18 protein-coding genes are annotated in these 23,638 nt (G+C 39.1%); 2 read left to right on the forward strand and 16 right to left on the reverse strand.

Annotated features, from left to right (window positions below; genetic code table 11):
* Positions 1 to 75: 75 nt before the first annotated feature.
* The 14 genes from tsf to DWW43_RS02965 all read right to left on the reverse strand — a co-directional run bounded on the left by tsf (position 76) and on the right by DWW43_RS02965 (position 17,129).
* Positions 76 to 1,146 carry a translation elongation factor Ts gene (tsf, locus tag DWW43_RS02895; RefSeq protein WP_008402886.1) on the reverse strand — a complete coding sequence of 357 codons (1,071 nt, stop codon included), beginning with the start codon at positions 1,144 to 1,146 and terminating at the stop codon, positions 76 to 78.
* A 41-nt stretch (positions 1,147 to 1,187) separates the two neighbouring features.
* Complete coding sequence (gene rpsB, locus DWW43_RS02900; RefSeq protein WP_044946188.1) at positions 1,188 to 1,925, reverse strand: 30S ribosomal protein S2; 738 nt, start codon at positions 1,923 to 1,925, stop codon at positions 1,188 to 1,190.
* A gap of 295 nt (positions 1,926 to 2,220) precedes the next feature.
* Positions 2,221 to 2,835, reverse strand: coding sequence for an endolytic transglycosylase MltG (locus tag DWW43_RS12060; RefSeq protein ID WP_165853005.1), 615 nt, complete (start codon positions 2,833 to 2,835; stop codon positions 2,221 to 2,223).
* Between the two features lie 35 nt (positions 2,836 to 2,870).
* Positions 2,871 to 3,983 (reverse strand): hypothetical protein, encoded by a 1,113-nt coding sequence (locus DWW43_RS02915; RefSeq protein ID WP_119962680.1) that lies wholly within the window; start codon positions 3,981 to 3,983, stop codon positions 2,871 to 2,873.
* A gap of 24 nt (positions 3,984 to 4,007) precedes the next feature.
* Positions 4,008 to 4,772 carry a GTP-sensing pleiotropic transcriptional regulator CodY gene (gene codY / locus DWW43_RS02920; protein ID WP_008402891.1) on the reverse strand — a complete coding sequence of 255 codons (765 nt, stop codon included), beginning with the start codon at positions 4,770 to 4,772 and terminating at the stop codon, positions 4,008 to 4,010.
* A gap of 182 nt (positions 4,773 to 4,954) precedes the next feature.
* On the reverse strand, positions 4,955 to 7,030 hold the full coding sequence (topA, locus tag DWW43_RS02925; protein WP_119962681.1) for a type I DNA topoisomerase: 2,076 nt from the start codon (positions 7,028 to 7,030) through the stop codon (positions 4,955 to 4,957).
* Positions 7,031 to 7,143: 113 nt separating this feature from the next.
* Positions 7,144 to 8,244 carry a DNA-processing protein DprA gene (gene dprA / locus DWW43_RS02930; RefSeq protein ID WP_165853006.1) on the reverse strand — a complete coding sequence of 367 codons (1,101 nt, stop codon included), beginning with the start codon at positions 8,242 to 8,244 and terminating at the stop codon, positions 7,144 to 7,146.
* Complete coding sequence (locus tag DWW43_RS02935) at positions 8,234 to 9,817, reverse strand: YifB family Mg chelatase-like AAA ATPase (RefSeq protein ID WP_243104383.1); 1,584 nt, start codon at positions 9,815 to 9,817, stop codon at positions 8,234 to 8,236. The genes dprA and DWW43_RS02935 overlap by 11 nt, the downstream gene beginning before the upstream one ends.
* 160 nt (positions 9,818 to 9,977) lie before the next feature.
* Positions 9,978 to 10,940: a GTP-binding protein gene (locus DWW43_RS02940; protein WP_243104384.1), complete on the reverse strand. Its 963-nt coding sequence runs from the start codon at positions 10,938 to 10,940 to the stop codon at positions 9,978 to 9,980.
* 9 nt (positions 10,941 to 10,949) lie between these two features.
* Positions 10,950 to 12,056, reverse strand: coding sequence for a GTP-binding protein (locus tag DWW43_RS02945; protein ID WP_119962684.1), 1,107 nt, complete (start codon positions 12,054 to 12,056; stop codon positions 10,950 to 10,952).
* Positions 12,057 to 12,358: 302 nt separating this feature from the next.
* Positions 12,359 to 13,294 (reverse strand): mechanosensitive ion channel family protein, encoded by a 936-nt coding sequence (locus DWW43_RS02950; RefSeq protein WP_119962685.1) that lies wholly within the window; start codon positions 13,292 to 13,294, stop codon positions 12,359 to 12,361.
* 4 nt (positions 13,295 to 13,298) lie between these two features.
* Complete coding sequence (locus DWW43_RS02955; protein WP_119962686.1) at positions 13,299 to 15,212, reverse strand: alpha amylase C-terminal domain-containing protein; 1,914 nt, start codon at positions 15,210 to 15,212, stop codon at positions 13,299 to 13,301.
* Positions 15,213 to 15,239: 27 nt separating this feature from the next.
* Entirely contained in the window at positions 15,240 to 16,475 is a 1,236-nt protein-coding gene (locus DWW43_RS02960; protein ID WP_119962687.1) for a DUF1015 family protein, read from the reverse strand.
* 87 nt (positions 16,476 to 16,562) lie between these two features.
* Entirely contained in the window at positions 16,563 to 17,129 is a 567-nt protein-coding gene (locus DWW43_RS02965) for an AAA family ATPase (protein ID WP_008402902.1), read from the reverse strand.
* Positions 17,130 to 18,740: 1,611 nt separating this feature from the next.
* On the opposite strand from DWW43_RS02965, the gene DWW43_RS02975 reads away from it, so the two are divergent.
* Both DWW43_RS02975 and DWW43_RS02980 read left to right on the forward strand, forming a co-directional pair.
* On the forward strand, positions 18,741 to 20,726 hold the full coding sequence (locus tag DWW43_RS02975) for a hypothetical protein (RefSeq protein ID WP_119962689.1): 1,986 nt from the start codon (positions 18,741 to 18,743) through the stop codon (positions 20,724 to 20,726).
* 6 nt (positions 20,727 to 20,732) lie between these two features.
* A complete protein-coding gene (locus DWW43_RS02980; protein WP_008402905.1) occupies positions 20,733 to 21,608 on the forward strand; it encodes an FkbM family methyltransferase in 876 nt (291 codons plus the stop codon).
* A gap of 61 nt (positions 21,609 to 21,669) precedes the next feature.
* Here the strand turns inward: DWW43_RS02980 and DWW43_RS02985 are convergent, their stop codons facing one another.
* Together DWW43_RS02985 and DWW43_RS02990 are read right to left on the reverse strand one after the other, a co-directional pair.
* Positions 21,670 to 22,617 (reverse strand): glycosyltransferase family 2 protein, encoded by a 948-nt coding sequence (locus DWW43_RS02985; protein WP_119962690.1) that lies wholly within the window; start codon positions 22,615 to 22,617, stop codon positions 21,670 to 21,672.
* Positions 22,618 to 22,685: 68 nt separating this feature from the next.
* Complete coding sequence (locus tag DWW43_RS02990) at positions 22,686 to 23,480, reverse strand: glycosyltransferase family A protein (protein WP_119962691.1); 795 nt, start codon at positions 23,478 to 23,480, stop codon at positions 22,686 to 22,688.
* Between the last annotated feature and the right edge of the window lie 158 nt (positions 23,481 to 23,638).

Genomic DNA, 23,638 nt, shown 5'->3' on the forward strand with positions numbered 1-23,638 from the left:
TATTTGTAAAACAGCCCTTGAAAACATAATGTTTTCAAGGGCTTGAAATTCTTTATTATAATTCAACAAATAAAATTATACATTCATCTGCTTAGCAACTTCTGCTGCGAAGTCTTCGTTCTTCTTCTCCATACCTTCACCAACTTCAAAGCGAACGAACTTAGCAATCTTAAGAGCAGGATTTACAGACTTCAGGTATGCTGCAACTGTCTGCTTGCCATCTTCAGCCTTAACATATCCCTGATCAAGAAGACAGATTTCCTTCATCTGCTTAGAGATACGTCCTTCAACAAGTCCTGAGAAGATCTTGTTGCCTGAGATCTCTTCCTTATCAGCACAAGCGATCTCTGCTAACTGAGCCTTAGCTTCCTTTGAAAGGAAGTTAGGTAAGAAGTTCATGTTTGACTTCTTCTCTTCGTAGATAGCTACATCTTCTGCGCTCCATACACCGGCTACAGCCTTCTCGATCAACTTGGAAAGAACCGGCTTTGGAAGTGAGAATGGATCATTTAATGCACTGTCAATTGTGATCTCTTTCATCTTAGCAAGCTCATCTGCTGAGATCTCGTCTCTTGAGATATACTGTGGGTTCATAGCTGCGATCTGCATTGCGATGTTTGTAAGTGCTTCCTTAGCTGCATCATCTGAAGCACCGTTACCGGCTACAAGAACACCGATTCTTCCGCCACCATGGATATAAGAAGCAACAACATCTGCTGTAACCTTCTCAAATCTTCTGATGGAGATCTTCTCACCGATCTTGAGGATCTTATCATCAAGATCAGCCTTCATATCAAGGATTGAAACAACGTCTTCGCCATCTCCGGCCTTTTCTGTATCTACTGTAAGTGCCTTATCTGCAACTGCCTGTACAAACTCCTGGAAAATTGCATTCTTTGCAACGAAGTCTGTCTCTGAGTTAACTTCAACAACTACTGCTGTATTACCATCAATTGCAACCTTAGCGATACCTTCTGCTGCAATTCTTGCTGCTTTCTTCTCAGCCTTAGCTGCACCACTCTTTTTGAGTACTTCCACAGCGGCATCCATATCACCGTTTGTCTCTGTAAGTGCTTTCTTACAATCCATCATACCAGCACCTGTGAGTTCTCTTAACTCTTTTACCATGCTTGCTGTAATAGCCATCGTAATAACCTCCAAAATTCTAGTATTTATATTCTAAAATATTACTCTTCTACTGCTGCTTCCTCATCTGCAACTTCTTCAGCATCTGTTGCATCAGCACCCTGCTGAGCTTCGATAACTGCATCTGCCATCTTTGAAACGATAAGCTTTACAGCTCTGATAGCATCATCGTTACCAGGAATAACATAATCTAATTCTTCCGGATCACAGTTCGTATCAGCAATACCTACAAGCTTGATTCCAAGTGAATGAGCTTCCTGGATACAGATTCTTTCCTTCTTAGGATCTACAACGAAGATCATGTCAGGAATTTCCTTCATTTCCTTGATACCGCCAAGGTTCTTCTGAAGCTTCTCCATCTCCTTCTTGATCTGGATTACTTCCTTCTTAGGAAGAACATCAAATGTTCCGTCAGCTTCCATAGCTTCGTACTTCTTAAGAGTAGCGATTCTTGTCTGGATTGTGCTGAAGTTTGTAAGCATACCGCCTAACCATCTCTCGTTTACATAGTACATACCGCAACGCTCTGCTTCACTCTTGATTGAGTCCTGAGCCTGCTTCTTTGTACCAACGAAAAGAATCTTTCCACCATTTGCTACGCAGTCACCGATTGCATTGTAAGCATCGTCAACCATTCCTACTGACTTCTGAAGGTCGATGATGTAGATACCATTACGCTCTGTGTAGATGTATGGCTTCATCTTAGGGTTCCATCTTCTTGTCTGGTGTCCGAAATGTACACCTGCTTCTAATAACTGTTTCATTGAAATAACGCTCATTTTTTCTACCTCCATGGTTATATTCTTCTGCTGATCTCTCTTTCACCGAGTCACCCGAGCTATAGGCACCACTTCAGGAATCAACCAGCATGTATATTATTTTTATGAGCCTGCTATATACAAGCCCACACACAAAAACGATAATAACACAAAAAGAAAGTGCATGCAAGCACTTTCTTTTTATAATCTCATGTCACTTAACAGTTCCATGTCTTTTTCGCATTATGCTGGTATGTGCGAGCACATTCCAGCGCAATGCTCATTATCTCATATTTTGTTTTAATTCATGCTATAACTATCGTCCATCTCTCATAATAGTGATCATCTCATCGTAGGTTTCATCACCCTTGAATGTGAAAGTTCCACACATCAGTTTCATGGAATTACCGGAGCTTACAAGATAATCATAGAAATCCTGTACACTGTCTACCATTCCGATATCATATAATGCCTGAGAGATTGCCTCTGCATACATACCCGGCCTGATCGTGATCGAACCACCCTTTTTCTTTTCTTCTGTAGTTGTCTCTGTCGTAGCCTCCGTAGTTGCTTCTGTCGTCGCCTCTGTTGTAGCTTCTGTCGTTGCCTTGGTTGTACTTTCGGTTGTGGCTTCCGTGGTTGCCTTGGTTGTATTTTCCGTTGTGGTTTCCTTTGTCGCCTCTGTTGTAGCTTCTGTCGTCACTTCCGTCGTTGCCTTAGCTGCATCCTCTTTTGTCGTTTCCGTTGCTGTCTCTGTCGTTTTCGCTGATTCAGTAGCCTCTTCCGATGAAGCAACTTCTACCGCATCTCCTTTTGACGGATCATTCTTCTTTGTATCTGCAAAGCTTCCGGACTTGATACCAACCATCATGACAAGCGCACCGATGATAAGTCCAAAGCCTAATCCTCTGAAAAAATATTTTTTCTTCATACTGCCGTTTCTCCTATCGTATAAAACAATTTCATTTACTGCTTCTGATTCTCAATATTTTTAATGATCACCTTGGTTTCACCAACACCGATTCCAAGCTGATTTGCGATCTCCATGATACCAAATCCCTGCTTGTAAAGCTCTGCCACCTCTTCATCGATATTCTTCTCATCATCCCAGATCTCTTCCGGCGCAGGAGCTTCTTTCTTTGCCTCCTGTACACGATTCTGATTTCTGTTTGTTCTGCTCTTCTTGCGGTTCTTCTTTCTTGAGCGGTTGCCTCCTGCAGGCTGTTCTGGCTTCTGTACAGGCTCGGTTCCGGTTGCTTCTGCGACTGTCGTTTCTTCTGCGGTCTCGGTTGTCTCTGACTCAACAGCAGATTCTTCTGCTTTCTTAAAAGCAACAACATTGGATTTCTCCTCTGCCGCTTCTTCCTCGGCTTCCTCAGCAACAGCTTCTTCTGCAACAGCTTCCTCTACTTCTTCCTTTGGTTCCTCCGCATCATCTTCTGCCGCGTTCTCTTCAACATCCTGTTCCGGTACAGTCTCGGTTATATCACCATTTGCAACCGTATCTCCGGAAATAACTGTCTCCGTCTCGCTTGCCTCTAATGCTCCGAGAGAATTCTCATCCGGCTCTTCTTCGATATCTTCCGGCTTCTCATTTTTCTCAGGATGTTCTGTCTCCGTTTTTTCTTCAGAAATCGTTTTCTCTATCTGTTTCTCTTTTTCTCTTGCAATCTCTTCTTCGGTTTCTTTTACTTCCATTTCAAGGAGTTCTTCATAAGTGACCGTTTCAGGCTTCTCTTCTGCATCAGGATTGTATTCTTCATAGGCTTCCGCAAGGCTCTGATTGATATAATCGATCATTTCTTTCTTTGCCTTTTCAGACAACTTGGATGCCCATTTTTCAAGCTGTTCCTTCAGTTCCTTTTCTGTCTTCTTGCGGACATCTTCGCTGTATTCGTCTAATGATGTCTTGCTCTGCTCAAGAAGGGAATCACATAATTCCGTAATCTTTCGTTTTAACTCTTCTGAGCTTTCATTATATATCTCATCTTCCTCTTTAAAATCATGACTATCCAGAATAAAAAAGCTTACACCTACAACTGCTACGCCAACTAATAATGTTATGATTGGTAATATCATTTCTTTACTCTCCTTTGCAAAATTTTATACGGCTTTTAATTCGTCAAATACAACATCATTCAGAACCTTAATGTAAGTTCCCTTCATGCCCGAGGATCTTGCTTCAATAACACCCGCACTCTCAAACTTTCGAAGTGCATTTACGATTACGGAACGGGTAATTCCGACCCGGTCTGCGACCTTACTTGCAACAAGAATTCCTTCTTTTCCATCCAGTTCCGAAAAAATGTGCTTGATCGCCTGTAATTCTGAAAATGATAAAGTACTGATTGCCGAACGCACGATTGCGATCTTACGATCTTCTTCTGCATTTTCTTCATTTAAAGCCCGCATCATCTCAAGTCCTACAACCGTTGTTCCGTATTCCCCGAGAATAATATCATCAATATCATACTGTGCATCCAGCTTATACAGAAATAACGTTCCAAGCCGTTCTCCTGCTATATCGATTGGAAGTAGAAGTCCCTGATATTTCTCTATGTTATCACTGTCAAATCCGAGCGTAGTCAGATTTACATTTTCCTTTGTTGACAATACAAGGAGAAGTCTCTCATTCAGCATACTGTCGATCAGCAGACCGACCTTATCCTCGATCAGTTCATGGATCTCAGGTATATCTTCACGGTTCTTAATTCCCAGAACCTTACCTTTTTTACTGATAACCAGTACATTTGATTTTAAAATATCACTTAAAACATCACAAATATCATTAAAAACAACCTTATGCGAGTTGTTATTGTGCAATAATTTGTTAATTTTTCGTGTTTTATCTAATAATTGAACACTCATTTCTGTTCCTCCGTATGTAAAATACAAAAAAGTTGTTTTTGCATAAAAAATCTACACTATTTGACATTCTATCACAATGGTCATGAGATAACAATAGCCTTTCCTGTCAAACGAGAGATTTAATATTTAAAAACAACTTTTTTTATATGGCAGGCCGAACAACTTCATCCGATCACTTATGCCTATTTTTCCTTTTCGGTATTATCTCTGGAATATCCACAGTTTTCTGCTGAACAAAGTAACTTATTACCCTTTTCAACCATATAACTGCCACATACCGGACATTTTTCCCTTGATGGTTTCGCCCATGACATAAAATCACATTCAGGAGCATTGATACATCCATAGTATCTTCTGCCCTTTCTGGTCTTCTTTATTACTATGTCACCACCACATTTCGGACAAGGAACTCCTGTCTTTTCAAAGAACGGCTTCGTAAATTTACAGTCAGGAAAGCCCGGACATGCAAGGAATTTACCGTGTGGACCATACTTAACGACCATATTGCGTCCGCACTCGTCACATACCTCATCCGTTACTTCATCCTCAATCTTAATGGACTGCAACTCACTCTCGGCTTTCTTAACCGCCGCATCGAGATCTGGATAGAAGTTTCTTACTACAACTTTCCATTCGATAGCACCCTCACCGATCTTATCGAGAAGGGACTCCAGATTCGCTGTAAAATTCACGTCGATAATAACCGGAAATGCCTGTTCCATAATCTGATTAACGGCTTCTCCCAGTTCTGTTACGTATAATTTCTTATTCTCTTTTGTGATATAACGACGATTCAATATCGTTGAGATCGTCGGTGCATAAGTACTTGGTCTTCCAATGCCAAGTTCCTCTAAGGTTCTTACCAAAAGTGCTTCTGTATATCTTGCCGGCGGCTGTGTAAAATGCTGCTTCTCGTCAAAATCTTCTAATTTTAACAGATCTCCTTCATTCAGATCCTTAATGCCGGCAATATGCTCACTCTTCTCATTGTCCACATTATAAACCGTTGTAAATCCTGCAAATGCAATCTTTGATACTGAGGTCTGGAACCGATAGCCTGCTACTTCTGCCTTTACGGTCTTAATGCTGTATACTGCCTCTGCCATCTGGCTTGCAAGGAAGCGGTTATAGATCAGCTGATACAGACGGAACTGTTCTCTGCTTAACTGATCCTTGATAGCTGCCGGTGACAGTGTGATATCCGTCGGACGGATTGCTTCATGCGCGTCCTGGATCTTCTTACCCGGTTTGTCTGCCCGAGGTATTCCCGCTGTATAATCTTCTCCAAAATTCTTTATGATATAATCTTTGGCTGCTGCTGCCGCTTCATCTGATATTCTGGTAGAATCCGTTCTCAGATAAGAGATCAGACCGATGGAACCTCTGCCCTTGATCTCCACACCTTCATATAACTGTTGTGCGATACGCATCGTTTTGGATGTCGCAAAATTCAACTTGGAGGAAGCTTCCTGCTGCAACGTACTGGTTGTAAATGGAAGTGGCGCTTTCTTATGACGCTCACTGTCCTTGATCGATGCGATCTTAAAAGACTGCTTTCCGATCGTTTCTATGATATGATCCAGTTCCGCTCTGGAAGATATTTCTTCCTTATCGCTCCCATTTCCCATGTATTTGAATTCAATGCTTTTCTTGGCCTTTTCCGGTGCCAGCATAGCAGAAAGTGTCCAGTATTCCTTTGGAATAAATTCATTGATCTCTTTTTCTCTGTCACAGATCAGCTTTAATGCTACAGACTGTACACGTCCGGCACTTAAACCTCTCTTAATCTTTGCCCAGAGAAGCGGACTGATCTTATAACCAACCAGTCTGTCCAATACACGTCTCGCTTGCTGTGCATCCACAAGTGCCATATCGATATCGCGTGCCTGCTTAATTGAATTCTTTACTGCATTTTTCGTAATTTCATTGAAGGTAATTCGCTTGTACTTCTTATCATCCAGTTTCAGTGCTTTTGATAAATGATAGGAGATTGCTTCTCCCTCACGGTCGGGGTCAGTTGCGAGGTACACTTTGTCAGCTTTCTTTACTTCTTTTCGAAGCTGTGCAAGTATATCTCCTTTTCCTCTGATCGTTATATATTTCGGTTCAAAATCATTATCAACATCAATGCCCATCTGGCTTTTAGGCAGATCACGCACATGACCATTCGACGCAATCACTTCATAATTACTGCCCAAAAACTTTTTAATCGTCTTGGCTTTCGCCGGAGACTCTACAATAACAAGATATTTAGCCATGTACTCTTTCCTTTCCTGTTCGTTTAAACGACACAAACTATACACCATTTTTTCCTGCCATGCAAGTGAATATTTTATTACCTTCTTTATCAAAATGCATCAAGCTTCCTGTTCTATGAAAAAACAGCAGTAAAATAATAACGCATCGGCTGCCTGATATATCCCTTTTTCTCCATGTCAAACAGAGTGCTCAGAACAAGTGCCGGAGGCTGATCAACCCGCGAACAGATGTCTTCTATATATACAACATTCCTACCCAAACAGGCAAGGATCTCCTGCTCCGGTAAATCAAGCTGTTCTCTGCATACCATATCTTTCTTTTGTGTAATTTCTTCTTTTTTACAGAGCCCCAGTTCGTCTATTATATCCGCTGCATCTGTTACAAGCATTGCCCCCTGCCGAATCAGTTGATTACAGCCTTCACTGTTCCTGTCTCCGATCCGTCCGGGAACCGCATATACTTCCCGTCCCTGTTCAAGTGCCTGATCTGCCGTTATCAGTGAACCGCTTTTCTTCTGCGCTTCCACAACCAGAACCCCTTTTGCCAAGCCACTGATGATCCTGTTTCTAAGTGGGAACCGCCATTTTGCCGGTTCCACATCCAGCCCATATTCCGACAAGATCACACCGCTTCTTTCAATGCATTCATACAAATCATAATTCTCTCTCGGATAACAGATATTGATCCCGCATCCAAGTACCGCAATGGTAAATCCATTTTCTATTTCTACCGCCGCCCGCTGTGCCGTTCCATCAATACCGGCAGCCAACCCGCTGATGATATTGGTCTGATATAACGCAAGCTTAGAAACAAATGACCTCGCGATCTCCTTTCCATATGCGGAAGCCTTTCTGGCTCCTACAACAGCAATCCCCGGACGATTTAATGCAAGCTCTTCCACCCTGCCTCTGGCATATAACAGCCTGGGACAATCCGGAATGTTAAGTAATTCTTCCGGAAAATAAGGGTGTCCGGGATATATATATGTAATATTTCTCTCTTTTAGTCTGTTTTTATATGCTATTATCTTCTTCTCATCCCGAAGTTCCAAAATCTTGCTTCCCTGTATCTCTGTCAAAGCTCCCTGAACCTCCCGGTCAGGTGCTTCCCACAGCTCCTGCATCCCGCCAAAATACGCAAGAATCTTTCCCATGGTCATATTCGTTATATCAGGGAACATCCCAAGCCATAAATGGAGTAAGTCAAGATCCATATCCGAAAGCCCCCTTTCCGTAAGATCTGTTTCTTCCCGTCTCCCCATCCTCAAGAAGATTCTGATATCGGAAAAACAAGGCCTCTTTCAGATGTATCTCCCTGATCTCGGGACTTCCATCAAGATCCGCGATAGTTCTCGCTATCTTAAGCACTCTGTTATATCCTCTCGCCGACAGATCTGTCTCCTCAAATACATCACGGATCATCGCCTCTTCCGCCGATCCCAACTTGATATACTTCTGTGTGCGTCTGCCGTCTAACTGTGAATTAAAATGAAAGCTCTCTGATCTATAACGTTCCCTTTGTATCTTCTGTGCAGCCAGCACACGCTTTCGAATTTGGGCTGATGTCTCTGCTTTTTTCGTTCCGAGAAGGTCTTCGTAAGCAACTTTTTGTACGTTTACATTGATATCGATTCGATCTAATAACGGTCTGCTGATCTTTGCATTATATTGCCGGATCTGTCTGTACGAACAGGTGCATTTATTCAGATCCGGATACATACCACAGGGACATGGATTTCTGGCTGCTACCAGCATAAAGCTCGCAGGATATACATATTTGCCATGAATCCTTGCAATCGTAACCTCCCGATCCTCTAACGGCTGTCGCATAACCTCGAGAGCATTCCGGTTAAATTCCGGCAATTCATCCAAGAACAACACCCCATTATGACTGAGACTGATCTCACCCGGTTTTGGGATCGTTCCACCCCCGGCAAGAGCAATGGCCGATACAGTATGATGCGGAGAACGGAATGGGCGTCCGGTAATGATTGACTGATTCTTTTTCAAAAGACCTGCCACACTGTAAATCTTTGTTATCTCGATACTTTCCTCAAACGAAAGTCCGGGAAGAATGGTCGGCAGACATTTGGCGATCATGGATTTCCCTGAACCGGCAGGGCCTGTCATCAGTATATTATGCATACCGGCAGCCGCAATCTCCATTCCTCGTTTTAATATCTCCTGCCCTTTAATATCCGCAAAATCTCCTGTCTCATCATTTTCTTCCTGATCAAGCAGGGCTTCAACATCCACATACGCCGGTTCGATCGCAATCCTGTCATTCAGATATGCTTCCGCTTCACATAGAGTATGAATCGGTATAACCTCCATATTGCGGATCAATGCTGCTTCTTCAGCATTATCGGCAGGAACCAGACAGCGTGTGATACCTTGTTTTACTGCATGATGAACAACCGGGAGTATTCCTGACACAGCATTTACTCTGCCGTCAAGCCCCAGTTCGCCTAAGATTAAAATATTTTCTGTTCTTTCAGACGGAATAATCCCCATAGATACCATAATTCCTATGGCAATGGGAAGATCATAGGCAGTTCCTTCCTTACGGATATCTGCCGGTGATAGATTGATCGTAATCCTTTTAGGAGGTATCTGAAAGCCGGAATTCTTAAGGGCTGTTCTCACTCGTTCTCCGGCCTCTTTTACGCACGCAGACAAAAAGCCTACCATATTAAACATTGGTAAACCATCATTAATGTCTGTTTCTACCTGGATCAGAAGTCCTTCTACGCCAAGGACTCCACCACTTGTTACTTTACTGTACATCTGCATCTGCTCCTTTCGACATCCCTGCCGTCTCTCCACGGGAGCAAGTCAGACCTGAATATAAAAAGCTGCCTGACGGCAGCTTTTTATACGCCTGCATTTATACTACTTGTATCTACTCAAAAAGTCAAATGCATTTTATTCTTTTTACTTTATTCCTTTAACTGAAGTATACAACCTCTTCTTCCGGCGGACCGGTCAGCACAACCTTCTCTGCATAGAGAACCGGACCATCTCCCTCAAAATCAGGATAGTATTCTTTCTTGATCGTTGCTGTTACATCTACCCACTGTCTGTCAACCAGATTCTTAGAGCCATCGTAATAGCATTTGAAGCCTACAAATGTAATATCCTCTACACAGCAGGTCATCGCAAAACGTCCCGGTACAAATGCATTCTTACCATACTGTTTCGGCTTGAATACCATGCCACGGAAGTGGATCTTCTTACCGACATAACGATCCGGCTGATCGGAGGCATCCACATACCAGATACCGAAATCCTCATCGTTCAGCTCGATCACGTCAGCCTTTACATCATATGGCAGATCTTCTTCGTCATTCACATCCGGTGCGATCGAACCATCCTTCATCTCAAAGATGATCTGTGCCCGTCTGTTGACTGCCTTGATCCCTCTGCGCCATTCTGCACGCTTGGAATTCTCATCACAACGGTTAAATACTACCATATCCGCACTGTTAACCTGATCCATCATAGTTGCTTTCATATTCTGCTGATATACATCATATGTCTCAGCATTTACAAAGGATAATACCTGGACAACGGTCCATCCCTTCGGCACACGGATATCAAAGATCTTATCCAGCTTCCACATACCATTGTATTCGATCATAACCTGCTCCGGCTGATATTTGTCCTGCAGATCTAACAGGTGCTCTGTGTTCAACTGATCTTCTTCTATGAATTCCAGAAAAATATTTTTCTTTTTCAGATCTTTCTCGTCATATTCTTCTTCACCGTCTTCGCATACAAGAAGCAGGGTCTTTGCGCCTCCGGTGAATTCCCGGTCTAATAATGTCTCCTTCACAAATGTAGTTTTACCACTATCAAGGAAGCCCATAAATACATAAACCGGAATCTCTGTTTCCTGTTGTCTTGCCATCATTTTCTCCTATACCTCAAACAGCTCTGCAAGCTTGTCTTCTGCCAGTTTGCTTCCGATCACACATAACTTACCTGTGATATCCGGATTTCCCTTACGGATCTCATACTCACCCGGTACAAGATCAAAGTATAACCAGTCTGTACCATCACTTGGAACGATACCCTTTGCACGAAGGATAATACCATATTCCTCTGTGTTAGCAAGCTCATCCAGAGTCTCTTTTAACTTATCTTCATTAAACTTATGTGGAGTTTCCTTACCCCAGCTTGTAAATACCTCATCTGCATGGTGGTGATGGTGATGATCGTGATCATGACAGCCACAACTACATTCGTCGTCATGGTCGTGATGATGATGTTCATGATCATGATCGCCACAGCCACATTCATCGTCATGGTCGTGATGATGATGTTCATGATCATGGTCATGACAGCCACAACCACATTCGTCATCATGGTCGTGATGATGGTGATGCTCATGCTCATCTTCATCCTCAAATAAAGCGTCCTTAACGGATTTATGATTCTGCATAGCTTCTTTGATCTTAGAACCATCAATATCATCCCATGGAGTTGTGATGATCGTAGCTTCTGCATTGTGCTCGCGAATCATGGCAACTGCCTTCTCGATCTTATCCTGAGAAGCTGTCTGTGTTCTGCTCAATACGATCGTATTTGCACTCTCGATCTGATTATTGAAGAATTCACCAAAGTTCTTCATGTAAATCTTGCATTTGGATACATCTGCAACTGTTGTATAGCTGTCAAGCTGTACTTCAACTTCTTCTGCAACATCCTTTACAGCCTTGATAACATCTGAAAGCTTACCAACACCGGATGGCTCGATAATGATTCTGTCCGGTGCATATTCTGTAATAACCTTCTTTAAAGCCGTACCAAAATCTCCAACTAAGGAGCAGCAGATACAACCGGAATTCATCTCAGTGATCTGTACACCGGCATCCTTTAAGAATCCGCCATCAATACCGATCTCGCCAAATTCATTCTCAATCAGCACAAGCTTCTCGCCCTTAAAACCTTCTTCGATCAGCTTCTTGATCAGAGTTGTTTTTCCGGCACCTAAGAAACCGGAAATAATATCAATCTTTGTCATTTCTAAATCACTCCTAATCTATTATATCTACGGATAATTGTGTGATATTTTTAGCTTATTCGAGTTTAATGACTTACCAATACAGAGGCATTTGAGGTCGCCGGTCCTTAGATGGCGCATATAAGCGGCATCTTAGTACCGCTGCAGACCTAACTGAGACCTTACCGAGGTTTATCCGAGGTTAGTTCGAAGTTACACAGCGGGAAAACGAGCGAAAGCGTCCTCTGATTGGTAATGTCTATTGAACTCGAATATAGTAAAACTATAACACAATTATCTAGTTTTCATATCACAACCGATTATTATACTCGATTATCTGTTTTTTTGCAAGAATCGAGGTTGACATCCAGTTTATTGTATGGAATAACGATGCCGTTTTCATCAAATGCTTTCTTGATATTCCATCTGGCTGCCCAGACGGAATCCCAGTACAGGTCGATCTTCGCATAGAACCGAACACATATCATAATGCTGCTGTCGGCAAATTCATCAATGAAGAAATCCACAGCTTCGTCCGCCAGATATCCCGGAACTGTCTTTACCGCATCCAGTACCACACGCTTTACCTTGTCCAGATCTTCTTCGTAACCGACACCTATCTTGATCTCTGCCCGTCTCTTATCATGTAAAGTAACATTCACAAGTGATGTATTCGATATATTTCCGTTTGGTATGACTACGGAACGATTATCGATCGTCTTAAGCTTTGTATAGAATATATCGATCGATACAACCTCACCTTCACATTTGGTATTATTCTCGATGATATAGTCGCCTACATGAAATGGTTTCAATATCAGGATCAGCACACCACCGGCAAGATTGGACAGGCTGCCCTGCAACGCAAGACCGATCGTCACACCCGCCGTTCCAAGCAATGTGACAAATGAAGTAACCTGAAAACCGACAATGGATGCCGCTGTTATCAATATTATAAAATTCATCAGAATACGGATGGCAGACAGTAAAAATCCTGCGACACTGACATCCATATTGGAACGGTCAAAGGTTCTCTTTATCAGCTTGATGATCCATTTCACAACCCGAAATCCGATCACCATAAAGATAACCGCCACTACCAGGCTTCCAACCTTTGACATGCACCAATCCAGCAGATCTGTCATATACTGTCTGAGCAATCCAGCTTTTTGTTCTGCATCCTGTACGATCTCCGATGCCGTTTCTGATGTTGACTCTGTAGTATCTGCCAGCTTCTCCGTCAATGCTATACCTATCACTTAATTATTTCACCTTCTTCAATACTGTGATTGAAAGTGCCGGGAGAACAATCTCGATATTTCCGTCCTTCGTCACCTTCTGCTGTTTGTTGTTATTCCCCTCTCCACCATACTTTGCAGCATCACTGGAGAAGATCTCTTTATAAGTTCCCGGAGCTCCGGTCTGTAATACATAGTTCTTCTGATCTGAAGTTCCAAAGTTCGCAACTACATAACAGACAGAACCCTTACTGTCTGTTCTTGTGAAGCATACGGTATGTGGCTCCTGCTCTCCTGCAAATACAAATGGAAGCTTGTCCGCTTCATAAAATGCCGGCTCTGTAAGATATAAGGCATTCAGATCCTTTACATACTTCTGAAGATATTTATTTGCTTCAAACTCCAGAACACTCCAATCAATAACATGATAGCCATCAAAGCCGCCAAACATTCCAAGCTCCTGTCCCATAAACATCAGTTTTTTACCCGGGAGGAACATATTCAAGCCATAAAATGTACGAAGATCCGCATATTTGTCTTCATAGCCGCCCGGCATCTTCTCTATGAAGCTGCCCTGACCATATGCCACCTGATCATGTGATAATGCGTTCACTTCTTCATCTTCTGAAATAAATCCGGTCACAGCGGATACATAGTCTACAAAATTCTCCCTGCGATCCGGTGCAGTCTTCATATACTCCGTAAGCTTTGCAACCCCTGTGGTATTCCATGTAAGATCTACCATAACATCTGCATATCTGTCTCCTGTCACCTTACGGAAGGAGCGGATCAACTCTTTATTATCCAGACGGATACCATCCAGATGATACATCTCCAACCAGTAAGTCATGCAATCAATATCCATGACCGGTACCATATCAAGGATCACACCGATGCCTTTTGCATGAAGATAATCAACCATTTCCATAAAATCCACAGGTGTTCCAAATCTGGATGTCGGCGCATAGATACCCGTCGTATCATATCCCCATGTATCATCCTCCGCATATTCCATGATCGGCATAAGCTCTATATAATTATATTTCATACTCTTTGCATAGGCCGCAATCTCTTTTGCAAATGTCCGGTAAGAAAGCTGTTCTCCATCTTTACCGGTCTTAAATGTCTGCATATGAACCTCATAAATATTCACAGGTTCCATGCTGATATCCTTCTTCTTTCGGTCAGCCATATATGCTGCATCCGTCCAGTCATAGGTTAGCTCTGTAAATAAGGACGCATTACCCGGAACCGGTTCAAATGCCGTTGCATATGGATCTGAGAAAATGTCTGTTGCACCATTTTCATATAATACTTCAAATTTGTATCTGGTCCGGTCAATATCATAAGGAATAAAGAGCTCAAATAAATCCGTATAGTCAATCTTCCGCATCGGATTCACTCTGCCGTCCCAGTTATTGAAATCACCAACCACACTGGCTCTGACACAGCCCGGAACCTGAATACAGAACGCCACGCCCTCTGTGCCATCAAAGTTCATCTTTCTTGCACCAAATAACTCTTTGATACGGAAGCCTGATTCAATGTCATCCTCTCCGTTTACCACCTGCATTACTTTTTCAAGATCCGCAGAATAAGAAAAGCTATACGCATCCTTTATCATGATCGCTTCATCTGCTTCTTCTCCGTCTGCATCCCATACCTTCCGAACAATCTTCAACTGATATGCAAACGGCTTTTTATTCTCAAGCTTTACAGTAAAAAATCCATCGGCGTATTCCACGTGCATCGGATATTCTGTCTGATTTTTTTCATCCACTACATAAACCTCTGCCGCATCCGGCAGAAATGCATTTACGTATACATCAGCCAAACAGACATGCATCCCCAGTATATGATGTGGATCACCATGTCTCGCCCCCGTAATCGCCATAACCTCATCCTGATTCAGAACGAAAATCTCTGTGTTCTTTGTCATAACCCATTCTCCTCTTGTGTACTCTGTTTATACTATCTTGTGGATAAAGATTCCGCTTCGAAGCTTTGGTTCAAACCATGTTGACTTCGGTGGCATCAGTTTGCCTGCATCTGCGATATCGAATAACTCCGTGATCGATGTCGGATACATGGAAAATGCTACCTTCTTTCCGCCGTCTACCAATCGTTCCAGCTCGGACAGTCCGCGAATACCACCGACAAACTGAATCCGTTTGTCCGTTCTCGGATCGCCGATTCCAAGCATCGGTGCCAGAACATTTTCCTGAAGCACAGATACATCCAGACAACCGACGACATCCTCCGGAACCACGCCGTCCTTCACCGTTAATTTATACCAGCTGCCATCCATATACATACCAAAGCTGCCCTTCTTCTCCGGTGATACAGCTTCGCTGCAGGCTTCTATTTCAAATTTATCTTCAAGCTTCTTTAAAAATTCTTCATCCGTCATGCCGTTCAGATCATTTACAACACGATTATACGGAAGGATCATCAACTGATCATGTGGGAACAGAACCGACAGGAAATAATTGAATTCTTCCTCTCCGGTATAATCCGGATGCTTCTCTCTCATATGCAGTCCTGCTTTTACAGCGGAAGCAGAACGATGATGTCCGTCTGCTATGTAGATCTCATTGATACCGGCAAACGCATCCTGAATTGTCCGGATATCATTTGCATCATTAATGATCCATACATTATGTGTAATACCATCAGGGGAAGTAAAGCCATACAGCTTCTCTCCTAACTTTACCCGGTCAATGATCTGATTTACGATATCAATCGAACGATAGGCAAGGAAGATTGGTCCGGTCTGCGCACCGCAGGCTTCCACATGGCGGATACGATCCTGTTCTTTGTCTTCTCTGGTGTTCTCATGTTTCTTGATCACGTTATTCATATAGTCATCGATCGATGCACAGGCAACTAAACCTGTCTGATGACGTCCGTCCATAATCAATTCATATATGTAGTAAACCGGCTTTTCTTCTTCGATATAAGTGCCATCCTCCATCATCTCATGCAGAAGATCCCCAGCCTTCTTATATACTTCCGGTGCATAGGTATCTACACTGTCATCAAATGATGTCTCTGCGCGATCTACCTTTAAGAATGACATCGGCTCCCGACGCACTTCCTCGCAGGCTTCTTTTCTGTTATATACATCATATGGCAATGCTGCCACTCTGTCGCAGATATCCGGTCTTGGTCTGAATGCTTTAAAGCTTCTGATAACCGCCATGTCCTGTTCCTCCTGATTTCTGTTCTTCTATATAAATATTGCAACAGAAAACATCGCTGATTCCTGTTGCAATACTCAAAATCCCTATCAACCTCTGATTGCCTTAACAACCTTTTCTATAGACGCTTTAAACTCTTCATCGGAAGAATTCTCAAATATAAAGAGTTCTTTGATATTTGTCGGTGGATTGAAGTTCTGGCTGTTGATATACTCATCCCAGTGCTCCAACTTCCATGTATCTCTGTCTGATGCACGCTTAATCATTCTTTCGTGACAGACATCTTTTCTGGTATTTACCCAGATTACAAAGAGCTCTGCACCTTTTTCTGCAAGCTTTGCGCGGAGATTGTCAAGATATTCATCATCTCTGATCTCATCCGTGAATGGTGCATTTATAAGAACTGTATCATTGTATTCCAGTGCTTCAAATGCAAGATCCAGTACACAATAATATTCGTAGTCGCGGATATTCTTCTGGAAGAAATCGGATGAACGGTTATATTCCTCACCAGCTACTACAAAGATCTGCTTTGAAAGAACAATTAATGTGTCCTTATCAAGATATACACAATTAGGCAGTGCCTTTGCCACCTGTTTGGAAATAAACGTCTTTCCACAGGCTGGTGGTGATGTAACTAAAATTAATTTCTTCATGTGTGTGCCTCCATTTTCTCATTATCTCAATCCTGTTTGATTTTAGCACAATTGTATGATGGTAGCAAGAATTATATTGCTATTCTTGTCTTTTCTGCTAAAATAAATTGTAACAATACATATAATCAAGGAAATAATTATGATTAAAGCTTCAGATAAAAAAAATGTTATTGCAGTTGTTCTTACAAACATTTCTACAATTTTAGTTAATGTATTAACCTGCCTTTTTCTTCCAAAAATAATGAATATAGATGATTATTCCCTTTATCGTACATTTTTACTGTATTCATCTTATTCTGGACTGTTATCTTTTGGATTAATTCATGGAATTTACATCAAATATGGTAGTCTGAATTTTGATGCCTTACCTGAGGAACATTTCCGATATTACAATCGTTTACTCATTATAATTACAATTTTATCCTATATATTTTTGTCTGCCATTTTATTTATATCAAAAAGTCACTTATCATATAAACAATATATTACATTTGTATTTATAGCATTCAATATTCCTATAATCAATATTAGATGCTATTTTTCTAGTATAAATCAATTTACAAAAAATTTTACCAAAGATGCGGTATTATTAATATCGCACTATTGTCTGACTTTTTTAATGATAATATCAATGGCTGTTTTCTCAAAAACAACATATATTTATACTTTAATTATATCAACAGCCATTATTATTTTTAGTTCAACTCTTTCGTTATGTCAAAATCGCACCTTAGTATTTGGCAAATACACAATACCTTCAAAAGCAAATATATTTGTTCTTTTAAAAAAAGGAATAGCATTTATGGTATCCGAGCATATCGGACTACTAATACTAAACGTTGATTGTATCTTCGTTAATATTTTTTATTCAAGTACAGATTTTGCAATGTACTCTTTTTCTGCTACACTAATTTCCGGCATATATATGATCGTTTCTATAATATCAAATTTAATTTATCCGTATCTTTCCCGTATCGACTCAAAAAAGTATTTAAAATATTATAATATATCCAGTAATATTCTGTGTATAGTAACTATTCTTCTTTTATCATCTTTTTATATTATGAAAATGTTTATTGAACATTTTCTGCCTTTATATAAAAATTGTATCTCTATACTTTCTATATTATATTGTACAATTATTTTCCGATCATTGCTTTTATTGGTAAGTTGCAACTTCTTTAAAGTATTAAAATGCAGCAGGGCATATACAACAATCAATTCTATTGCACTCCTTTTATGTTCCTGCCTTGATTTATTTATATGTTTATCCTCATCCCATATAACCTATATTGCATTTTCCAGTTTATGTACATTTATAATTTGGTATGTAATTTCCGAAACTGTATTATGCTACAAACTGAAAAATTCTATTAAATATACCTGGAAACGTTATTTATTTATCATCCTTTCTATAGTCATCTTCCTATTTTATTTAAAATTTAAACCTATGTTTGCATTTATACTATATGTTTTATCAATAGCCCTCATTATTTTTATTTTATATAGAAAAATGTTAATACAAATATTAAATAAAACGAATACACACATATAGCATTCTCTTTTCAAATATGTTAAATTTATGTTATTCGTTTATCATAGGAGGATTACATGAAAAAGTTTTTTAACTCTAACAAAACAGTATATATCATATTATGTTTAGTTATTCTTGCTGGAATTTGTAGATTTAGTTATGGTTTTTTTGTAGAAAAACAGGGAACGCATTCTGACGAAGAATGGAGTTTTGGACTTGCAAATAGTTATTATGAACCATATATATATTCATCTGATGATGATAATTATGATAAAAACTGTAATGAATGGCTTTCCGGTGAAGTGCTTAAAAATTATTTAACTGTTCAGAAAGGAGAACGTTTTTCATTTGGTTCTGTATATTATAATATGGCTTGTGATATGCACCCACCTCTTTACTTCTTTGCATTACACTTTTTATCATCTTTTTTTGTTGACCAATACATTCCCGCATTAGGCTTTATTATTAATATTGTGTGCTATATTATTATGTCTATATTTCTTTATAGGCTTTTATTAATCATGTCCAAATCCAGATATGTTGGAATATTAGGTGTTATTTTTAACACATTTAATGTCGGAACTTTGTCTATGGTGATATTTATCCGTATGTATACTATGGTTACAATGTTTGCCGTTATTCTCGCTTATTATAACGCCAAATTATACTATGATACCGCTTCCAGAAAAAAAATCTCAACTTATATCAAGTTAGCAATATTTACGTGTCTGGGAGCCTTAACACATCATTTCTTCCTTCCATATGCATTTATGCTTACTGCCATTATGTGTATATGTTGGATGATTAAAAAGGAATGGCATGTCTTGGCTAAATATGCAGGATTCATGATCCTTGGAGTTGCACTTTCTATTGCAATCTTCCCCGCTACACTTGATCATATGCTCGGAGTTCAGACATTTAAATTCCGTGATGAAGGGAAATATACTACATCCACTGCTCAAGCTTTTACTAATAATAATGACGCATCAGATCTTGTAGATGATACTGACACATCCTATAAGGCATTTACAACTGATGATATTGAAAATTATGACCAGATTATTTTTAAATACTACTTTTTCACCTGTATATATATGGTTTTTGTAGATATATTTGGATTTTCCATCGTCTCTCCATACAGTAAAGGTATTATGCTCTATTTTCCTGTAGTTTTATTAGTATTAATCATTTTATTCTTTTCTTTTAGTTTTCTATTTAGAAAAGAAACGTTTTTCATAAAACTGAAGAAACGTTTCAAAACCTTTCTGAAAGAAAAAACAATCGTTTCTCTGTTTAAAAAATTTAATTGGTTTTTACTATCAATTATAATTACATTTGTATTTATTGTTGTTATCTGCAGTTATCGCGTTGATATATCATTAATGTCCAATTTCACTACACGTTATCTTTTTATTGTTTATCCTATAATAAGCATTTTATTTGTTTACATTACTTTTTCACTATTTAATAAACTATTTCACAACGCAAAAATATACATGACCTTATTTTCAATTGTTATAGTTTTAAGTTTATCAATAGATATCATACTTGCTACAAAACAATGTTCTTATTTCTTTCCAACAACTAAAAATATCGACTATATTGAAAATCTGTCAACAAACTCAAATATAATAATTGTTTCTCCAAGTCGTTGGCATATGACAATATACGCACCATTAATATATAAATGTGATAGTTTTATATATATGTCCAATTCATCTTTTTTTAATCAGTCAAATTTATTGTCGTCAATTGATCAGACGAAAAAAACATACTTATTTATTGATACTACACAATTCCTTGATAGTTCTGAAGATGCAAATGACAGTGCTAGTTATTCTGATATGTCTACATACAATTACAATGAAGTTAATACACGTTCAATCATACTTAATAAACGCTTGCATAACTTAAACTTAGGAAACAAAAAACTTCTCTATCTCGATAGTTATCTAAATTATTTGTCTAAAGATAATAATATTAAATACTTAAATCTTATTACCGATGCAGTTGACTTCGGTGCAGAATTTAACGTATATGAAATAACCTTTGAAAAGGAGTAATACATTATGCAAAGATTACCATATAAACTAGCTCAAAACGATTTGGAATTTATTTTATGTGAATTATCCGGCCGATTAAAAAAGAAAAAAATAATCAATTACCTAGCCAGACAAGATAACCCTGACTACATGAAAATAGCTAAATATTTAAACGATAATAAAGTAAATGTATTTCCATATAAATTTACAGAGCAATACAAATCTTCTGATATTTCTATCAAAAAAGATAAGACAAGTAATTTATATTTTACAAATTATCATAATTTTGATATTTATTTAAAACCTGCATTTACAAATAAATACCGTGCTGCACGCTATTTTAAAAATATCCTACTTGAGCAGGACACGCAATCACCACATCGATATACAACAGAAGAATTTCATCCTCAAAAAGATAGTGTAATTCTTGATATTGGTGGTGCTGAAGGTTTTTTCCCTATTGATTATATCGACGCTGTAAAGAAAGTATACATTTTTGAATGCTCTAATGAATGGATTCAGGCACTGGAAAAAACATACAAAAACTACAAAGATAAAGTTGTCATAATTAAAAAATTTGTTTCATCCTATTCTGATGATACACACATTTCCCTTGATGATTTTATAAAAGAAAAACATCTTGAAAATGAAAATTTATTCATTAAAATCGACGCCGAAGGAAGCGAACCAGACATTATCAAAGGCGGATCATTCCTTTTCTCTTCTAAACAATCAATTCAACTTGCACTATGCGTCTATCACTGTGCATGGCATGAAAAATATTTTAGGGAACTATTTCACAACTGGAATATCTGCTCATCGAATGGTTATATGCTATACTATTACGATTTTTACTTCTCAGAACCATATGTCCGTACAGGTGTCCTAAGGATATGGAATTAATATATACAAAAACACTAAGGTTTTAATCTAATAAAGCCTTAGTGTTTTTTATTTATTGTCTTTATTTTAGCTTTTTCTCCTCAACAATATATCTCGGCCTTTTCTTCGTTTCAAGATATATTTTTCCTACATACTCCCCAACTATTCCAATGCACATAATCTGCATACCTCCAAACAGACAAACTAATACAATAATGGTCGTCCATCCTAATACAGTATGTCCAACTAAATGTCCTATTATAACATAAATCAAAAATATTACACTAATAAATGCTGTTATAAATCCAAGGGCTGTAATCATTCTTATAGGTTTTACACTCGTTGATGTTATGCCATCTATTGCAAAAAAGATCATTTTCTTTAAAGGATATTTGCTCTCCCCTGCATATCTCTTACCTCTGTCATATTCCACAACAGAACTTTTAAAGCCAATCAATGGTACAAGTCCACGTAAAAATAAATTTACTTCTTTATATTGCTCCAGTTCCTCTACTGCCCTCTTGCTCATCAATCGATAATCAGCATGATTATAAACTAATTCAACTCCCATCATACGCATCAATTTATAAAAAGCTATCGCCGTCGTCCGTTTAAAAAAAGTATCCGTCTTTCTGGATTTTCTAACTCCATAAACTATCTGAGAACCGTTATAATATTCATCTACAAATTTATCAATAACATCTATATCATCCTGCAAATCTGCATCCATTGATATAATCATGTCCGCATACTCTTTTGCCTCGAACAGACCTGCTAACAATGCATTCTGATGTCCTCTGTTTCTGGATAGCGTTAATCCGGTAACAAATTCGTTTTCGTTATACAATCGCTCAATAATAGTCCATGTATTATCTTTAGAACCATCATTTACATATAAAATGCGGCTTTTTTCCGATATGCGCTCTGTTATAATTAAATTTTTCAATTTTTCTGTTAATCTTTTTGTTGTTTCATCAATAACTGCTTCCTCGTTATAGCAAGGTACAACAATATATAATGTATCTTTCATACTTTTTTATGTTCACTTTCATAGATTTTATATGATAATTTCCAATTATACTTACTCTTATCTTTCTGCTAATCGTACGTCCTATACGCCAACCGGTAGAACACCATGATCACCTTCACAACCCATTTCGGCCAGAATTTCTCGAACATGCTCTGGTCTTCTATCTCGCGATTGTGATTCTCTATAAAATCTTTACTGGTGGCGCCATCATGGACGCGGTAATGTCCCAGTACCATATCCATATATAAGAACCTTCCCGGCTGGCATGCCAGCTTGTAGAAGGTATCCCAGTCGAGATTAAACCCATATTCCGATGTAAACACAGTATCACCAAGTCGTTTCTTGTTATATGTAACAAGCGGACATACGATTGAATTACCCAGACAGAGAGTTAATTTCTTCCGCCAGATTTTATTCGCCTTTCTACGATTCTTTACAGGAAAACGAAGGATTCGCCGGATCTTACTGTTTATATCCCGCTTACTGCTGTCCCCATGCTTGATCGGTGTATAATCAGTGTAATATATGCTCCAATCATCATAGTCCTTTATGCACTTTAAGAAAGCACGAACATATTCCGGTTCATACACATCATCCTGATGCGCAACGGTTACATAATCTGTCTTTGCATGATTATATGCATAATTCCAGTCTGCCTGTATTCCCTGTCCCGCTTCTTCGTTCACGTATACCGGAACATGATATTTCTCACCAATATTTCTGATATGTTCATTAGGCGTTGATGTATAGATTTCGATATTTGATCTTACAGTCTGTGCTACCAATGACCGGATACATTCTTCCAGATATGGTGACTCTTTATAAGCACAGACAACAAATGTGTGATTCGTCGAATGTCGCATTACTATATACTATTTATGGAACACTATATGATCTCTAAGTCAATTAATGATCCATTCCTTTCTTTTAACTCATTTATCATTTTAATGCAAACAGGCATGGAATACAACTAAAACGTCATATTCCATGCCTATTCTATTTCTTTATATGATACATATCT

Source organism: Clostridium sp. AF15-41, assembly GCF_003604095.1.
Classification (GTDB): domain Bacteria; phylum Bacillota; class Clostridia; order Lachnospirales; family Lachnospiraceae; genus Coprococcus.

Excerpts from the sequence above, each read along its gene's own strand:
- DWW43_RS02955 (WP_119962686.1), bottom strand. The coding sequence starts at position 15,212 with ATGACAAAGAACACAGAGATTTTCGTTCTGAATCAGGATGAGGTTATG.
- dprA (WP_165853006.1), bottom strand. The coding sequence starts at position 8,244 with ATGGATCTTGACTTACTCCATTTATGGCTTGGGATGTTCCCTGATATA.
- topA (WP_119962681.1), bottom strand. The coding sequence starts at position 7,030 with ATGGCTAAATATCTTGTTATTGTAGAGTCTCCGGCGAAAGCCAAGACG.
- DWW43_RS02975 (WP_119962689.1), top strand. The coding sequence starts at position 18,741 with ATGAAAAAGTTTTTTAACTCTAACAAAACAGTATATATCATATTATGT.
- DWW43_RS02940 (WP_243104384.1), bottom strand. The coding sequence starts at position 10,940 with ATGGCAAGACAACAGGAAACAGAGATTCCGGTTTATGTATTTATGGGC.
- DWW43_RS02985 (WP_119962690.1), bottom strand. The coding sequence starts at position 22,617 with ATGAAAGATACATTATATATTGTTGTACCTTGCTATAACGAGGAAGCA.
- codY (WP_008402891.1), bottom strand. The coding sequence starts at position 4,772 with ATGAGTGTTCAATTATTAGATAAAACACGAAAAATTAACAAATTATTG.
- DWW43_RS12060 (WP_165853005.1), bottom strand. The coding sequence starts at position 2,835 with ATGAAGAAAAAATATTTTTTCAGAGGATTAGGCTTTGGACTTATCATC.
- DWW43_RS02980 (WP_008402905.1), top strand. The coding sequence starts at position 20,733 with ATGCAAAGATTACCATATAAACTAGCTCAAAACGATTTGGAATTTATT.
- DWW43_RS02945 (WP_119962684.1), bottom strand. The coding sequence starts at position 12,056 with ATGACAAAGATTGATATTATTTCCGGTTTCTTAGGTGCCGGAAAAACA.
- DWW43_RS02915 (WP_119962680.1), bottom strand. The coding sequence starts at position 3,983 with ATGATATTACCAATCATAACATTATTAGTTGGCGTAGCAGTTGTAGGT.
- rpsB (WP_044946188.1), bottom strand. The coding sequence starts at position 1,925 with ATGAGCGTTATTTCAATGAAACAGTTATTAGAAGCAGGTGTACATTTC.
- tsf (WP_008402886.1), bottom strand. The coding sequence starts at position 1,146 with ATGGCTATTACAGCAAGCATGGTAAAAGAGTTAAGAGAACTCACAGGT.
- DWW43_RS02935 (WP_243104383.1), bottom strand. The coding sequence starts at position 9,817 with ATGTACAGTAAAGTAACAAGTGGTGGAGTCCTTGGCGTAGAAGGACTT.
- DWW43_RS02960 (WP_119962687.1), bottom strand. The coding sequence starts at position 16,475 with ATGGCGGTTATCAGAAGCTTTAAAGCATTCAGACCAAGACCGGATATC.
- DWW43_RS02990 (WP_119962691.1), bottom strand. The coding sequence starts at position 23,480 with ATGCGACATTCGACGAATCACACATTTGTTGTCTGTGCTTATAAAGAG.
- DWW43_RS02965 (WP_008402902.1), bottom strand. The coding sequence starts at position 17,129 with ATGAAGAAATTAATTTTAGTTACATCACCACCAGCCTGTGGAAAGACG.